The sequence below is a fragment of the Emergencia timonensis genome (assembly GCF_900086585.1).
GTDB lineage: Bacteria > Bacillota > Clostridia > Peptostreptococcales > Anaerovoracaceae > Senimuribacter > Senimuribacter timonensis.
Genome location: NZ_FLKM01000009.1, coordinates 94818 through 110873, shown reverse-complemented (window position 1 = coordinate 110873; position 16056 = coordinate 94818). Strand labels below are relative to the sequence as shown.

14 protein-coding genes are annotated in these 16056 nt (G+C 46.5%); all 14 read right to left on the bottom strand.

Annotated elements, in window-relative coordinates:
* Positions 1 to 41: 41 nt before the first annotated feature.
* Positions 42 to 1352, bottom strand: coding sequence for a TRAP transporter large permease (locus BN6539_RS11450; protein ID WP_067538463.1), 1311 nt, complete (start codon positions 1350 to 1352; stop codon positions 42 to 44).
* Entirely contained in the window at positions 1349 to 1948 is a 600-nt protein-coding gene (locus BN6539_RS11445) for a TRAP transporter small permease (RefSeq protein ID WP_067538460.1), read from the bottom strand. Before BN6539_RS11445 ends, BN6539_RS11450 begins: the two co-directional genes overlap by 4 nt.
* Before the next feature lie 16 nt (positions 1949 to 1964).
* Positions 1965 to 3014 carry a TRAP transporter substrate-binding protein gene (locus BN6539_RS11440; RefSeq protein WP_067538458.1) on the bottom strand — a complete coding sequence of 350 codons (1050 nt, stop codon included), beginning with the start codon at positions 3012 to 3014 and terminating at the stop codon, positions 1965 to 1967.
* Positions 3015 to 3390: 376 nt separating this feature from the next.
* Positions 3391 to 4218 carry a sugar phosphate isomerase/epimerase family protein gene (locus tag BN6539_RS11435; protein ID WP_067538456.1) on the bottom strand — a complete coding sequence of 276 codons (828 nt, stop codon included), beginning with the start codon at positions 4216 to 4218 and terminating at the stop codon, positions 3391 to 3393.
* 18 nt (positions 4219 to 4236) lie between these two features.
* Complete coding sequence (locus tag BN6539_RS11430; RefSeq protein ID WP_067538454.1) at positions 4237 to 5220, bottom strand: lipoate--protein ligase; 984 nt, start codon at positions 5218 to 5220, stop codon at positions 4237 to 4239.
* A complete protein-coding gene (locus tag BN6539_RS11425) occupies positions 5207 to 5974 on the bottom strand; it encodes an MBL fold metallo-hydrolase (RefSeq protein ID WP_067538453.1) in 768 nt (255 codons plus the stop codon). Before BN6539_RS11425 ends, BN6539_RS11430 begins: the two co-directional genes overlap by 14 nt.
* Positions 5975 to 7054 carry an electron transfer flavoprotein subunit alpha/FixB family protein gene (locus BN6539_RS11420; protein WP_067538452.1) on the bottom strand — a complete coding sequence of 360 codons (1080 nt, stop codon included), beginning with the start codon at positions 7052 to 7054 and terminating at the stop codon, positions 5975 to 5977. It abuts the gene before it with no gap.
* A gap of 13 nt (positions 7055 to 7067) precedes the next feature.
* Positions 7068 to 7856 (bottom strand): electron transfer flavoprotein subunit beta, encoded by a 789-nt coding sequence (gene etfB / locus BN6539_RS11415; protein ID WP_067538449.1) that lies wholly within the window; start codon positions 7854 to 7856, stop codon positions 7068 to 7070.
* Positions 7857 to 7875: 19 nt separating this feature from the next.
* On the bottom strand, positions 7876 to 9015 hold the full coding sequence (locus BN6539_RS11410; protein ID WP_067538448.1) for an acyl-CoA dehydrogenase: 1140 nt from the start codon (positions 9013 to 9015) through the stop codon (positions 7876 to 7878).
* 13 nt (positions 9016 to 9028) lie between these two features.
* Positions 9029 to 10504, bottom strand: coding sequence for a 4-hydroxyphenylacetate 3-hydroxylase family protein (locus BN6539_RS11405; RefSeq protein ID WP_067538447.1), 1476 nt, complete (start codon positions 10502 to 10504; stop codon positions 9029 to 9031).
* Between the two features lie 37 nt (positions 10505 to 10541).
* On the bottom strand, positions 10542 to 11936 hold the full coding sequence (gene lpdA, locus BN6539_RS11400) for a dihydrolipoyl dehydrogenase (protein ID WP_067538444.1): 1395 nt from the start codon (positions 11934 to 11936) through the stop codon (positions 10542 to 10544).
* A gap of 117 nt (positions 11937 to 12053) precedes the next feature.
* Positions 12054 to 12899, bottom strand: coding sequence for a hypothetical protein (locus tag BN6539_RS11395; protein WP_067538443.1), 846 nt, complete (start codon positions 12897 to 12899; stop codon positions 12054 to 12056).
* A 75-nt stretch (positions 12900 to 12974) separates the two neighbouring features.
* Entirely contained in the window at positions 12975 to 14396 is a 1422-nt protein-coding gene (locus BN6539_RS11390) for an amidohydrolase family protein (protein ID WP_067538442.1), read from the bottom strand.
* Between the two features lie 72 nt (positions 14397 to 14468).
* Positions 14469 to 16022, bottom strand: a complete 1554-nt coding sequence (locus tag BN6539_RS11385) for a Na+/H+ antiporter NhaC family protein (RefSeq protein ID WP_067538440.1) — start codon at positions 16020 to 16022, stop codon at positions 14469 to 14471.
* Positions 16023 to 16056 lie beyond the last annotated feature (34 nt).

Below are 16056 nucleotides of genomic sequence, written 5' to 3'. Positions count from 1 at the left end.
CTTCACTCCCTCCATAATTCAATAGGAACGAATCGCACCTATCATATCACTGTGTATCCTAACACTCCAGGCAGCCATTCGCAGATTGCAGGGAAGAACATCAACAGGGCAAGTCCCACGAAATCGGCAGCCAGGAACGGCGTAACGCCCTTGAATACTTCCGCAAGAGGGCGCTTTGCAAGTCCCTTTAAGAAGAAGGCAGTCATGCCCATCGGCGGAGTCAATCCTCCGATATCTCCCATCCGGACCATGATGACGCCGAACCAAAGGGCTGAATATCCACATTGCTGTACGATCGGCAGAAAGATGCCGACTGTCAGCAGAATCATGGAAGTCGCGTCAAAGAACATTCCCAGGATGATGTATACGATGAGGATGATGACCATCAGAACGCCGTTCGGCAACGCCAGCCCCAGAACTGCATCCGACATCGCAAAGGTCAGACCTGAAAGCGCAAGCATCTGCTTCATGAGCATTGCACAGGAAATGACCATGTAGATCATGCCGATCATGTTGGCGCTTGCAATCAATATGTTTTTGAAAATCTTAAAGTTCATTCTCTTCTGCACACAAGCGACAAAGAAGGCCAATACCGCGCCGAGAGCGCCTGCCTCTGTCGGCGTACAGATTCCGATCAAGATACCGCCCATTACGAAAGCTACGACTACAAGAATCGGCCATACCTCTTTCAAAGCAATTAATTTTTCCTTGGCTGTCGTCTTCGGACCCCGGGGACCGGCATCAGGTTTTACTTTGCACCAAAGAGCTATGACGATGACGTATAATCCTGCCATCAATAAACCGGGAACGATTCCAGCGATGAGCAGACTCCCGATGGAAGTGCTCGTCATCATGCCATAGATGATGAACATGGAGGATGGCGGAATCAAATCTCCTAATTCTGAGCCCGCTGCGATGGAGCCCAAGGCCATTTTTTTGTCATACCCATACCTGGACATCTCTGGAAGGGCAATTGCGCCGACTGCCATGATAGAAGCCCAAGGAAATGCTGTAACTGCAGCGAAAACGGCGCACGCGATAATAGTTGCGATACAGAGTCCGCCCTTAAAATGCCCCAGCCAGCTTCTGCAAGAAGTGTAAAGTGAGGTTCCCATGCCTGTTTCCGTAATGATGGTCGCCATCAGTATGAACATAGGCAATACACAATAGTCATAGCTGGATATCATCGAGAACAGCGCAGTGGATACGACAGAAATTGTCCCCTTCGCCCCGCTGATAAACAGCAGCCCTACGATTCCACTTGCCAGCATCGCGTAGCAGATTTTAACGCCTATGAGCGCAAGGACGAAGAATAATACGATACTTAAAACTCCTATGGTTACCGTTGTCATATCTGTTCACCTCCGTCTTTGTTCTCCAGTTTCTGATTGATTTCTTCGGTTTCCTCTGCGAGATAAGTCTCCAATTGTTGTTTGTTGCGAATCACTTTTTTGCCCATCGCAATTCGAAATGCATCGATCATCTCAATTGCTGCTGCAAAAAGCGTACATAACATGCCAAATGCATAGACCCAGCGGAAGATGAAGATTGGCAAATGATTTGTGGTTGTAAGTTCCAAGGCCTGCGTCCTGATCCATGCATAATCCGCCAGCATATAAACGGTGTACAGCATGACGATGACCGTCACGATGCCCGCAATCCCTTCTAACGCTGCCGTGATTCTTGGTTTCAGATGACTCGTTATAATATCCATCTCCGTATGCGCACTTTTCATCGTCGCATAAGGAATCGTAAATGACGCTACTCCTGCGCCGCATAACTGACAAAGTTCGTAAACCATCTTGATGTTGATATCAGCAGTTGTACGCGTTACCATGTTCGTAAACATGGTAACGCTGGCAATACAGAGGAAAAATCCCGCCAAAAGTGCAAATACAACTCCGATTGTCTCTTCGATTTTAATTTTTCGTAGATCGTAATTGTTCATAGTCTTACCTGCCTAATTATTTTTTCTCGTACTCCGCACTAAGTTCAATAATTCTGTCCAAAAGTTTTGTTCCCGGGAGCCCCTGGCTGTCCCATTCCTTTGCAATGCTTTTCTTAGATTTATTCAATATGTCGATGAATTTTTGCTGCTCGCCATCAGATAACTCGATGACTTCTGTTCCATGGTTTTTCTCCGCCCATTCGATGCTTGATGCTTCTGATTTGTGACCGCTTTCAGCCTGCTCCTTTTCAATATATCCTCTGATTTCAGCATCATCAAATACTGCCCGGATAGACTCAGGAAGCGAATTCCACGTGTCTAAACACATTAGATGTCCAGGCCCTGCCAGATAATTCAGATTGACCATGGTGATATAGTTGCAGACTTCCGCAAAATTGTTGCTCTGAAGGGTTTCCGCTGCAATCAGCAGTCCATCATACATATTTTTCTGAAGGGAAGAATACACTTCTGACCAAGGCGTGTTAACAGGCGTTGCGCCCAGAGCCTTGATGTAATCGTTGAAATCGGCTTCGCACCAGATTACCATGCCCTTCATATCTTCCACAGAGGACACCTTCTTTTCTGTAGTGAGGAGCTGGTAGGTTCCACCATCCATGGCGTTGGCCATCACCTTGAAATCTGCAAGTTCGTCCTGCAGTTCAGGAAATTCATCGATTAAGGTCTGGGTCATTTCAACTTGTCCGTCTACCGGCGTACCCATGGTGATGCCTTTCCATTTTTCAAATATCGTGAATCCGTCTGATGCAAGCTTATGTACGTCACCTATATCAGCGATTCCTGATTTTAGCTGTGTCATTTCGGAGTTGGCATCGAGCAGCGTGCTGTCGAAATAGTTTGTAAAGGTTACTTTGCCATCGGTGGCCTCTGTAATCTTATCTTCCCAGCCAAACCATACGCTTACTGTACGCATCGATTCTCCGCCTTCGAAGCTGAACTTCAAATTGTAAGTGTCTTCGCCATCTCCGCCGGCAGACTTGCCGCCACATGCGCTGAGAGCAAAAGCCATTGCAAGCACGAGGAATGCTGCCAAAATTCTTTTTTTCATTTTCACGACCTCTTTTCTTTGATTTCAGATCAGATTTTTGATTGATGATACCGATAAAATAATGGCAAGAGAATGATAAAACTTTGTCAAACCCAGTCATTCTCTTCTATTATATTTACATCATAACAAGTTTCCCTTCCATAATCCAATCACTAAAAAGAATGTATCCGCATAACCAAAAACTATATTATGGCATGAAGCTGCACAAGTGACTGGAGTGCATAAAATGCACATTGACCAGCCGGCCGCCACGGTCCTTTTGTACTTTTTGATGTATTTTGGTTTGAAGTTAAGAGGGACGCTATGATTATCCTGAAACTTAAATAGGACATACCGTTGGATATGTCCTGTTTTTAAATGTTGAAAAAGCCAAATCTTAGTCCTGGCGAAACGCCTTCCTCATCGTCATCAGATCCCTTATCGCCAAATCCATAAAATCCTCGTCACCGTCATTCATAGGAGGAAGATAATAATAGTTCTCTGTCATGATCCAGCCCTCATAGTCAATCGCCTTCAAAGCTTCTACAGATTCTGCGAATCCGCCGTCACCCTCTCCCAGAAGCACACAGCCACGCTGTCCCCTTTGAAACAATTCTCTTTTACTGTCTTTCACATGTAGATGACTGATTTTTTCTTTGCCAAATCCTGCTATCTGTTCCTGCGCATTCCCCGTGCCAAATCGGAAGGGATTCAGGATATCCATGCAGGTTTTTACATCGCTGTCCAGACCGCCGAGAAGCCTCTCGGTCATCTCCAAAGTCCCTCCCGATTCAATTGCAATTTCGATGCCCGAGTCCTTTGCAAGCCTGCAGGCAAAGTCCAGGTGGGAGACAACGTGATCAAAAGTCGCCTCCGTTGGATCTGCAGTAATGACAACGATAGGAATGTCCAGAGTCCTGCATGCTTCAAAACCCTTGACGAGACTTTTTCTTGCCCATTCCCCTTTCGTGGTGCCTTCTGCATAGTTCATAGTTCCCTCACTTAACAGGGCTCCCAAATTTAAGGAATGCAGCTTAAGATCGTACTGCTGCGCTGTCTCCCTGTAAATTTCCTGTACGCTCTTGTGATTGAGGGGATAACCCATCTGTCTTCCGCCTGCTTCGCCAATCTGCATGCCGTCAAAGCCTGCCTCCTTTGCCAGCCTGATCGCCAATGGACCAGAAACAGGCAGTGACCATTCACATATTCCAAAAAAATATTCCATCTGCTTCTCCAATGATATCTATCCTCTGATCAGACGGCTCAGCTCCTCTGCTGTGATGCCGTTCATATAATAACTCGATTGCAGTGCTTCCAGCTTTCGCGTCAAATTCTGGTCCAAAGCGGCGCCTCTCAGACCTTCTTCCAGTTCCTCTATTTCGCCGTTCCCAAAGAAATCTCCATAGAATTTAATTTCTCCTATACATCCATCCTTTGCATTCATATGTACTGTCACAAGGCCAGCCGGAAACTTTTCTTCACGAACCATGGAATAGGCTGCCGCTCTTCCATAGTTCCAATTCCATGTCTCATATTTTTCTCTTTGGATTCTTTTGATCTTCGTTAAGTCCTCCTCTGTCAGAACGTATGGCTTGGCGGAATCCGTTCCTAATATTTCTTCTTTTAAAGCTTCTTTAAATTCATCCATCGTAATCGGATACGGCGCACCTGCATTGATGGTGGTAACCCTGCTCCTGACTGATTTTGCATTTTTAGAAATGAATTTCGCTGCTTTGACCTTCAGTGCATCAGACACATCGGTCAAATTAGAGTCTAACATGATACATCCGTGATGCAAAACCTTTCCTTTCTTCACATACTGTGCATTTCCGGAGAATTTCTTCCCGTCGATGGTCATATCGTTGCGCCCGTTAAAGGCAGCCTGCACACCGAATTTCTTTAAAGCATGGATGATCGGTATGACAAAGACCTTGAAATTGAAGTCCGAAACCTCTTTTGCATCTACAATAAAGGTCAAGTTCAAATTCCCCGCATCATGATAAACTGCACCGCCTCCAGAGAGACGCCGCACTACAGAAATCTTGTTTTCATCGACGTAGGCCTGGTTGATCTCTTCTATGGCATTCTGATATTTCCCGATGACGATGGTGTTGGTATTCTGCCAGAGCATAAAACAGCTTTCGTCTGTCGGCACAGAGTCAAAGAGATACTCTTCTAAAGCCAGGTTAAAATACGGATTCGTACTATTCGATTCAATATATTTCATATTTACCTCGCAGTATTGGCAGGTTGTACTGGAGAAGGTCCGCATTGGTGAAGTCCGGACTGTGTTTATCCCAGTACATCAGCGCTTTTTTTCTATAACTGTTACGATCACGTTCTTCATCTGGAAGATGGTAAAAGAAAGTTTCTGTATAATTTAGCGCTTCAATCTGTTCCCGCCACTTCCTATGCCATAAGAAAATGTGGCATAAAAATACTACAGAATATTTTTTCTTCGTAAATTGACCTAACCACTCCATGGCAGCATAGTCCATATCTGCAGTCAGCAAAACATTTGCGTCTCCCAGGATGATATTGTAGATATAGTGGTCCGGATATCGATAGGTGAGGTGGTTCGTCTTCATATATTCGATGTGAAGCGACCCAAAATCAAGGTTCTGTATTTTTCCAGCTTCTCCTGTCAGAAAAATCGGTGTCGCACGGACTTCCTCAAGCCGGTCTGCATCCAGCCTCGCGTTACTGGGAACGATCAGCTTTGCCTGGGGATTGTTTTTTAAAAATTTCAAAAGCTTGCTGCCATTGTAGTGATCGTTGTGGCAGTGGGTCACGAGGACATAATTGATATTTTCAAATTCACCAGTTCCGTTAAGAATCTCTTCTTCGGTTTCTCTGTCCATAATGTTAAAAGGCTGCTTCCCAGAAAAAATTGCATCCACTATTATTTTAACTGTACCGTATTCTATGAATACGGCACAGTTAGTAAGATATCTGATTCTTATGTTCTCTTTGGTATACATCTATTGTTCTTCGCTGTCCCACATCGCAATCAACTCAGGGATCACTTTCTTCAGATCTCCTTCAATTGCGTAATCTGCAAGCTGCATCATCGGACACTCCGGATCTTTGTTGATGGCAATGATGATCTTGGATGTCTGCATGCCCGCAAGATGCTGAATCGCACCGGAGATACCGCATGCAAAATAGATCTCTGGTTTTACGGTAGTTCCTGTCTGTCCAACCTGATGGCTGGGATCAATCCATCCCGCATCTACTGCCGCACGAGATGCGCCGACAACGCCTCCAACTTTTTCAGCGAGTTCTTCGATGAGCTTGAAGTTCTCCGGGCCGCCCAGACCTCTTCCACCTGAACAGATGATCTTCGCATCCGTAAGGGAAACCAACTCTTTCGCCGCTTTGACTACTTCCAGAACCTCTACATTGATATCCTTCTTCGAGATTTGAACTTCTACGTCTACTCTTTCGCCCTCGGCTCCTTCTACAGGCTCTCGTTTCGCCATGACGCCAGGTCTGACCGTTGACATCTGCGGCCTGGTATTTGGCGTCACGATGGTAGCCATCAGATTTCCGCCAAATGCCGGCCTCGTCTGTTTGATGTTCGTACTTGGATCGTTTCTGTCAAGTCCGGTAAGGCTTGCCGTCGTGTATTCTTCCAAATAGTCCATGTAGTTCCCTGTATTGATATCCAGTCTCGTACAATCCGCCGTAAGGCCGGTGTTCAGCCTTGCAGCAATTCTCGGTGCGAGATCTCTTCCAATATGTGTCGCGCCAAAGAGGACGATCTCCGGCTTATATTGATGAATGGCATCTGTAATCACCTTTGTGTATGCATCGGTCGTATACTGTGCAAGGAGTTCGTCCTGCAGAACATATACACAGTCTGCCCCATAAGCATACAGCTCCTCGACCAGATGATCCACGTCATGTCCTGCAAGTACGGCGCAAAGCTTCGTATCTTTGCTGATTTCTCTCGACAGCTTATATCCTTCCCCGATCAGTTCAAGAGCAACGTTCATCAGTTTTCCCTGTCTCTGCTCGGCAAAGACCCAGACATTCTTATATTCACTAAAATCCTTCATTACTCTTTTCCTCCTAGATGATGTGTTTTTCTTTCAGTGCAATTAACAGATTTGCAGCTTTTTCTTTCGGTGTGTCACCTTCAATCTTTACGCCCACCCCCTTTGGTTTTGGTGTAAAGGATTTGAATACGTTCGTCGGCGAAGCCTTGAGACCTACTGTCTCAACGTCTACACCGATATCCGCTGCGTTCCAGACTTTCACCTCTGTTTTCGCTGCTCTCAAGATGCCCCTGACAGACATATATCTTGGCACATTGAGTTCTTTAATGGCTGTCAGCACGCAAGGAAGCTTCACCTTTAACTTCTCATATCCATCTTCAAGAGATCGTTCTACGATTGCGCTCTGATCCTGCAATTCAAAGTTTTTTACGTAGGTGACCTGGGGAATTCCAAGCTTCTCAGCAATCTGCGGTCCTACCTGTGCTGTATCTCCGTCGATGGCCTGTCTGCCGGCAAAGATGATATCATATTCACCAATTTTTTTGATCCCTGCGGCAATAGCATTTGATGTAGCCCATGTGTCAGAACCGCCAAGGGCTCTGTCAGAAAGCAATACAGCGTCATCCGCTCCCATTGCCATGCACTCCTCTAGCATTTCCTGTGCCTGCGGGGGTCCCATCGTCACAACGGTTACCGTAGAGCCCGGGTTTTCGTCCTTGATCTGAAGGGCCTGTTCCAAGGCGTTTGCATCATCCGGGTTTAAAATTGCAGGTACCCCATCTCTGATCAAAGTCCCTGTTTCAGGATTTATCTTGATTTCCGTGGTGTCTGGAACTTGTTTTACGCATACAACTATTTTCATTGTTACACTCTCCCATCATCTATTTAAAAATTTCACCGGACATGACCATCTTCATGACTTCAGATGTGCCCTCGTATATTTCTGTGATTTTAGCATCTCTGTACATTCTCTCAACAGGATAATCTTTGATGTATCCATATCCGCCGTGGAACTGCACAGCCTTGTTTGTAACATAGGAAGCTGCCTCTGAACAGGCAAGCTTTGCTTCTGCCGCTGCCACCGAAGAAGGCAGACCTCTGTCTCTTCTGTTACAGGCATCATATAGCAGATATCTGGCTCCATCGATTTTCACTTTCATGGAAGCCATTTCGAAGGAAAGCGCCTGGAATTTATCGAGAGATCTGCCAAACTGCTTTCTCTGCTTCATGTATTTTACAGTTTCATCAAAAGCCCCCTGGGCAATACCAAGCGCCTGTGCAGCAATACCCAGCCTTCCCACATCCAGGGAGGACATGGCGACCTTAAAGCCTTTGCCCTCCTGTCCAAGAAGGTTTTCTTTCGGTATTCTGCATTCTTCAAATACCAGCTCCGCTGCAATAGATCCTCTGATTCCCATCTTATTTTCGTGTTTCGGCGCTGTGAATCCCGGCGTGCCTTTCTCTACGATAAATGCACTGATGCCTTTGGTCCCCTTTGACTTATCTGTCATCGCCATGATGATGTACACGTCTGCAATGCCGCCGCCAGAAATGAAAATTTTACTTCCGTCCAGCACCCATTGGTCTCCGTCTAAGCGGGCTTTCGTCTGCGTTCCGGCCGCGTCGGTCCCGGCGTTAGGCTCTGTCAGTCCAAAGGCGCCCAGGTGTTTTCCGGATAACAAGTTTGGCAGGTATTTTTGTTTCTGTTCTTCTGTCCCGTAAGTAAAAATCGGCCAGCAGCAAAGTGCGTTATGGGTCTGCACGATCACGCCATGGGCTGCGTCAACCTTTGAAATCTCTTCCACCGCCATGATGTAAGTGAGGTAGTCCGTCCCTGCGCCGCCATAGCTTTCAGGAAAAGGCATACCCATCACCCCAAGCTCTGCAAGCTTTGCAATCGTTTCGTATGGGTACTCCGCCTTCTCATCGATTTCCGCCGAAATCGGTGCAATTTCATTTTCTGCAAATCCTTTCAGCATCTTTTTTACCATCTGCTGCTCTCTTGAATAACTGAATTCCATTATTTTCCCTCCATTATTTTATACCTGAAATTCTTTTGGCAAGTTCCTTCTTGCCCTCCATATCTCCCTGTCTTGCAATCATGACTCTCTGCGCCTGCGGCGATCCCGCGCCGTGCATGGACTCTGTCCTGTACCCTACCGCGGCACTTCCCAGGCAGATATTTTCTAAAAATCTCATCACCCGCATTCTGTCCTCGGTCGAACAACTTCCGTTTCCAACAAAGAATTTATTGCAGAAATCGCCGATGGTTTCTCCGTTTTTCCCCACTACGGTCTCCGCGTCAAAGTCCTTTTGTGACGGCATAGTCACCATCAGGCCCCCTGCCACATCCTCTGCCAATCTGACAATTTCATAAGGAAACCTGGTCACATTTTGTTTGCATACGTTGGCAAGGAGCAGATCGATCATATAGCTGCCGCATTTTGTGGGCTTTCCTTCGCAGGAGCACGCCATACCACAGCTATATAAGGTTTCGTTGAGATGTGTCATCTCTATGAGCTTGTCCTTCACAGCCGAAGCCTTCTCTACACCGTTGTATTCCGCAGCAAGAGCAGCCGCGCCGATGACCACATCGCCGACTCCGACCTTGCAGCCGCCATATGACTGCCTGTGAAAACCGGCAAAGCGTTCCACAAGCATTCCGGCGAAATCATATTCTCCTTCCATGAAGATGTTTTCATTCGGAATAAAGACATCGTCGAATACGACCAGCGCCTCTTGTCCGCCGAATTTCCTGTTTCCCAGATCGATGTCCGCACCATCTTCCAGCTTTCTCGTATCACAGGACTGTCTTCCGTAGATCATGAAAAGACCGTCCGCGTCGCTTGGACAGGCAAAGGATACCGCATAATCTTTATCGTCAGGTCCCATTGCCATGGTCGGCATGACGATATGCCAGTGGGAGTTAACCGAACCGGTCTGATGACATTTCGCGCCTCTGACCACGATGCCGTCCGCTCTTCTTTCCTTGATCCTTACAAAAAGATCAGGATCCTCTTGTCCGTGGGGCGCCTTGCTTCTGTCTCCCTTCGGATCCGTCATAGCGCCGTCTACGGTCAAGTCCTCCTCCTGCACCATCTCTAAAAATTGTTTGAAGTTTTCGTGGTATTTCGTTCCGTATTTTTCATCTATTTCGAAGGTAGTTGAATATACTGCATTGAATGCGTCCATGCCGACACACCTTTGAAAGCAACTGGCCGTTTTCTGTCCTAAAAGCCTCTGCATCTTCACCTTGTTCTTTAAGTCCTCAGCGCTTTGATGGATATTGGCAAACCGGTTTATGGTCTTCCCTGTAAGGTGTGATTTTACGGTCATGAGTTCTGCATACTGCGGGTCCTGTGCCAGGGCATAGGTCATCGCAACGCAGTTGACAGATGGTCTGATCATCGGATGATCCACCCAGTTTTCAATCCTTTCGCCGAACATGTAAACCTTTGTATTTAATTTTCTCAAGCTCTCTATGTATTGAGCTGCTGTCATTAACGCCATTAGAAGTCCTCCTTGATTTTATGTGAATTGATACGATTTATTTTTTTACCGGCGGCATGTTGAGGGCATTTCCAAATACCGCATGTGCCGCTTCCTGCAGCGATTCTCCAACCGACGGATGTGCGTGGATCGTTGACATCAGATCGCGGACAGTTGCTTTTTTATGGATGGCCAATGCACCTTCTGCGATCAGCTCTGTGGCGCCAGGTCCTGCCATGTGGACCCCGAGAATCGCTCCCGACTCTTTATCTGCGATGATCTTGGCCAGACCTGAGGTTTCCCCGGCAATCAGAGATTTTCCATTTGCCGCCAGTGGGAACGTTCCGACTTCATAGTCCAGCCCCTGATTCAGCGCTTGCTTTTCTGTCAATCCTACGCCGCTCAGCTCGGGATAAGTGTAGATACACGACGGAACCGTCTCGAAGTCGATATCACTTTCCACTCCCATGATTTTTTCCACTGCGCTGATTCCTTCTGCCGAAGCGACATGAGCCAGCATGATTCCTCCGATACAGTCGCCGATGGCATATACATTTTCTATATTTGTCTGGTAATTTTCATCTACCATAATTTTATTTTTTTCTGTTGCAATTCCAAGTATATCCAGTCTCAGTTCCTCCGTCGCAGGCCGTCTCCCGACACACAGGAGTACCTTTTCAACTTCGATCTCTCGAGCCTTTCCTTCTTTATCTGTGACATGAACCACTAAGCTGCTTTCGTTCTTTTCTATGCACTCTACTTTTGTTTCTAACAGAATCTCGGTCTTTGCCCTCTTCATTGCTTTTTTGATCACCGCAGTCACGTCTTCGTCCAGGTTTGTAAGAATGTCGGGAAGCATCTCCACAATTGTTACCTTAGTTCCCAAACGCTGATACACCTGCGCCATTTCCACTCCGATCACACCGCCTCCAATCACGCAGAGGCTCTCTGGAATTTCCTCAAATTCAAGTGCGCCTGTGCTGTCAACGACACCTGCAAGGTCGTGTCCCGGAATGGGGACGACTGATGGAACAGAACCGCTGGCGATGATTACCTTATCAGAAGTGATCTCCGTGGTTTCTTCTCCCATAACTATGACCGTATCCGCGGTCTTAAACTTTGCAGCGCCTTTGACTACCTTGACGCCATATGCTTTCATGAGACCGGTGACCCCGTTGACCAGCTGCTTCACCACGGCGGCCTTTCTCTTCTGCATCACTTCAAAGTCAATATGTACATCCTCCGCTACGATCCCGTTTCTCTTTGCATCATTTTTTATCTGGTGATATAAGTCTGCCGCGTGCAGCAGCGCCTTTGTAGGAATACACCCTATGTTCAGACAGGTTCCGCCCATGGCATTTTTCTCAATCAGCGTCACCTCTGCGCCAAGCTGTGCCGCTCTGATTGCGGCTACATATCCGCCTGGACCCCCTCCTATGATTGTAAGCTTCATACCCTTTCCTCCCTGCATATCTTTTATACATTCATTCTATCATTTTCGAAAGATAACTAAAAATACACAATAGTTATCTCTATCTATGAATGAAAGGAATTTCACGGTTCCAGTGCTCTATAGGTTTATCAGAATAAGCGCTATGGCAACCAGCCCTGTGGCAACCTTTTCTTGCTTAGAGAGGGATTCTCTGAACACAAAATAATTGAATATATTAACCAGCAAAATCACACCTGCGCTATATGCAGGGAATACGATGTACGCTGGCAATACGCTGACTGCTCTCAGGCTGAAGTACAAAATAAATGTATTCGGTACGCCTGTTGCCGCTCCAACCAACATATCCTGCTTTGAAAACCTTCTCTCTTTTGCCATCATTACGATCAGACTTACGATAATGCAAAATACAAAGGTAAAAAAAATGTACTGGCCCTTCATAGCAACATTGCCATATATTTCGTAGATCTTCGTGTTCAGATCGATCATTCCTCCGACGACAAAGATCAGAATTAACAGCTTCACCGATTTTATATGGTTGTTCTTTCGCTCTTCTGTTCCCGAGTTGATGTACACGATGGCTGTAATGGCCAGTGCAATCCCCACAACCTGCACCGCTTTTGGAATCTCGTGAAAAAACAGGATCGAAGATAGCGTCGGAATTAAAACGCCCAATCGATTAAAGGTGGTAGAGATCGGTGTCCCATTCACTCCCATACTTAACCTGCAGAGAAGCATTCCGGCAGTCATGCAGATTCCATTAAATGCAGACATGCCCAGCATGAATAAGTACTCTGACCCCGGGTAATACATCGTCTTATCTTCCATTAATGCAAAAGAAAGTATTGCACATGTAATATAGGTAAACACCGTTGCTGCAAATCGGTTGCCGCTGTTGCTTTCTGTAAACCGCATTGCAAACATGACCAGTGTGTGAGAGGCGATTGTCAATATTAAAAAAAACACGTTTTCCTCCTATTAATAACAGGTATGCAGGTCTATCACGACCTGCATACCTTCATCAAATATGAATTTCTTGTCTTATAACTTATCTTCTTCCATAAACTGTGCGTTTGTTCCGTGAATTTCAAAGAATTCCTTTGCAGCTCTCTTTCCTACTTCTGCAGGATATTTTTTTACTTCTTCGATCAACTGCTGTTCGTCTACGTTGAGAAGCTTCTGGTCACGCATAATCACCTTACCGGCTACCACCGATAGAACGACTTCTCTTCCCCTTGCACTGTACACGAGGTTAGGAACGATGTTTCTCATCGGATAAGTATAAACAGGCATCATTGACGTCGTATCAAGGTCAACTGCTATAAAGTCGGCCTGCTTGCCAGGCTCCAGTGAGCCGACGATATCGTCTACTCCTACTGCCTTTGCACCTTCGATGGTCGCCATGCGTAATGCTCTCCATGCCGGCATAACCTCCGGGTTTCCATACTTTATCTTGTTGAAGAGGCACACATTTTTCATCTCATGAATGATATTGTGGCAATTGTTTCCCGGTGCCTGGTCTGAGCCGAGAGCAACATTTCCGCCTGCATTCTGGAAGGCCATGCTTGGACATACAATGCCGTCGATGATTCCTATTGATGCAGGATTTACAATCATCCCAGCACCGCGTTTAGCAATCAAAGCTGCCTCTTCATCATTGCAGTCAGTGAGATGCACCGCGATCAAAGTGCTGTCCAGATAGCCTAAGTCATCTAAGAATTCGGTTGGCCGTTTGCCATAGCGTTCTACGATCTGATAGGTCTCCCTGTCACCCTGCTGAACGTGCATATGGATTTTGGTATTGCGTTCCTTTGCCGCCTTCTGTATTTTCAGAAGAAGCTCTGGCGATACGAAGTCTGCGCCCTGTGGTCCAAAGAGGATCCGCATTCTACCGTTTTTGTTATGCCACTTTTCAAAGAGCTCTATATTCTCATTCAGGCTCTTCTCTCCGTCCTCATCGACAAACTCGTATAGCTCGCCTGTTTTATAAACTCTCTGTTTCGCCGCACGAATGAGCTGGGTGATGTTTCCTCTGGCGCCAGTCTTGTCAATGAACGCACATGTCTCGTCCATCCCCTGGTGATAATCGCCCAAGGTGGTCGTACCTGCTTTGATTGCTTCTACAATGGCCAGCCTTCCCGCTGCCACGCGCTCCTCTTTCCTGCCGGCATTGGAAAACGGCTGAAGCCCATACATCATCCAACTATTCGTGTCCTGCGCCAGTCCTCTGAAAATGTTGTCCGGAGTATGCATGTGCGCGTCGATGAAGCCCGGAAAAATCGCATGGTGGGACATATCGAGAACTTCTTCTGCCTCGTACTCCTGGTCCACCTTGTCCAATGGAACAAAGTCCATAATCTTGCTTCCGTCAACGACCATAGCCACACCAGACTGAAAGCCAACGCCCTCACCCTGCATCGTATAAAAGAAAGGGGCTTTTACAATCATATCAACTTTTTTCATATTTCACTCTCCATGTTATGCTGCAAGAAGCAGCGGATTGGAATTCCACCGCTTCTTACAAATAAGTACATTCTATGCTGCTGCAGCGGTGTCAGCCTTGCTTGTCTTCCTAGCAATTGTTTTAAGGACAAACAATGCGATCAGAAGTACGACGGCTGTCACTGCAATACTCAAAGCAAACTGTCCGGTCAGTCCTCCGAATAAGAATCCGATGAGTGCCGAAACGCCTACTGTTACGCCATAAGGAATCTGTGTCATCACGTGGACGATGTGGTTACAGCTTCCGCCAGTTGAAGATAATACGGTTGTATCGGAAATCGGCGAGCACTGGTCTCCGAATAGGCCTGATGAAATAACACAGCCGACGATGTATGCAGGCGGAATTCCAAAGCGGACTGCCATTGGGAATGCAATCGGCATCAGCAATGACCAGGTACCCCATGAGGATCCTGTTGAGAATGAAATCAATGCCCCAAACAGGAAAATCAAGCCCGGAACTAATCCCGGCGTCAGATGCTCTGCAACGATTCCAGCCAAGAATTCACCTGTTCCCATTGTAGAAACTACACTTCCCAGTGACCATGCACATACCAGGATGAATGGAACGTTTATGAGTTCAATCATGCCGTTAACAAACGTATTGAATGATTTGAACGGTTTCCACAAGCCCTTTACCACTCCGACGACACCTGCAGTAATGCCTGTGCAGATAAAGGCAACCATGATTGCTACAGTGATGTTTGCATTTCTGAAGCACCCGGCAAATCCATTGGCTGCCAAGTCTCCCGTCCAGAAGATAACTGCGAAGAGCGAGACGAACAGCGCTGCCATAGGCAGTACGAAGCTGATCAGCGTCGGCTCATAGCCTTCTGGAAATTCCGCTTTCTTTTCCGGCGTTAAAGGCTGTACCCCATCACCGAGAACTTTTCCTTCTCTGCGCGCTCTCATTTCTTCTTTGTACATCGGTCCAATATTGATGTCGCCGATGGCCACGATAAATACGGTTAAAATCGCGAATAAGGAGTACATGTTGTATTTGAGCATTCCTGCCCAAACGCCCCATTCGCTGACCCCGGAAAGCCCTGCTGCTGTCAGTTCTGTTGCAATCAGTCCTGTAATAAAAGGACCATAACTGCTGATCGGCGAAAATGACGCCAGATTACATCCGAGAGAGTCAAGAATATATGCCAGTTTTGCTCTTGATACTCTGACTGCGTCAGTTACAGGTCTCATGATGGTTCCCAGAATCAGGCAAGGTTCCGTATAACAGAATGCCACTGCTGATACACTGGTCAATACCTGTCCCTTGGCCGGAGTATCAACCTTCCTTGACATCAGCTTTGCGAAGGCATAGGCGCCCCCTGTTTCTCGGAGCATGATAATCATTCCGCCCGCCAAGGTTACTAGCAATACCAATCCGGCATTGTATTCATTTCCCAGTGATGGGATCATAAAATCCGGGAAGATCTTCACAAATCCTGAAATCGGATTCCATCCATTGATAATTGTTGAGCCAACCCATACGCCTAACAAAAGTGATAGGATGGTCTGTTTTGTAATCAGTGCTAATGCGACTGTGACAATAGGTGGTATTAAGCATAAAATACCATAATCGACTGCTTCCATTTTTTCCTCCTTTTTAAATAATACGAATAACTGC

Bases quoted from the DNA above. Each gene is read 5' to 3' on its own strand.
- BN6539_RS11450 (WP_067538463.1), bottom strand. From the start codon at position 1,352: ATGACAACGGTAACCATAGGAGTTTTAAGTATCGTATTATTCTTCGTC.
- BN6539_RS11445 (WP_067538460.1), bottom strand. From the start codon at position 1,948: ATGAACAATTACGATCTACGAAAAATTAAAATCGAAGAGACAATCGGA.
- lpdA (WP_067538444.1), bottom strand. From the start codon at position 11,936: ATGAAGCTTACAATCATAGGAGGGGGTCCAGGCGGATATGTAGCCGCA.
- BN6539_RS11430 (WP_067538454.1), bottom strand. From the start codon at position 5,220: ATGAAATATATTGAATCGAATAGTACGAATCCGTATTTTAACCTGGCT.
- BN6539_RS11440 (WP_067538458.1), bottom strand. From the start codon at position 3,014: ATGAAAAAAAGAATTTTGGCAGCATTCCTCGTGCTTGCAATGGCTTTT.
- BN6539_RS11405 (WP_067538447.1), bottom strand. From the start codon at position 10,504: ATGGCGTTAATGACAGCAGCTCAATACATAGAGAGCTTGAGAAAATTA.
- etfB (WP_067538449.1), bottom strand. From the start codon at position 7,856: ATGAAAATAGTTGTATGCGTAAAACAAGTTCCAGACACCACGGAAATC.
- BN6539_RS11435 (WP_067538456.1), bottom strand. From the start codon at position 4,218: ATGGAATATTTTTTTGGAATATGTGAATGGTCACTGCCTGTTTCTGGT.
- BN6539_RS11385 (WP_067538440.1), bottom strand. From the start codon at position 16,022: ATGGAAGCAGTCGATTATGGTATTTTATGCTTAATACCACCTATTGTC.
- BN6539_RS11420 (WP_067538452.1), bottom strand. From the start codon at position 7,054: ATGAAGGATTTTAGTGAATATAAGAATGTCTGGGTCTTTGCCGAGCAG.
- BN6539_RS11410 (WP_067538448.1), bottom strand. From the start codon at position 9,015: ATGGAATTCAGTTATTCAAGAGAGCAGCAGATGGTAAAAAAGATGCTG.
- BN6539_RS11390 (WP_067538442.1), bottom strand. From the start codon at position 14,396: ATGAAAAAAGTTGATATGATTGTAAAAGCCCCTTTCTTTTATACGATG.
- BN6539_RS11425 (WP_067538453.1), bottom strand. From the start codon at position 5,974: ATGTATACCAAAGAGAACATAAGAATCAGATATCTTACTAACTGTGCC.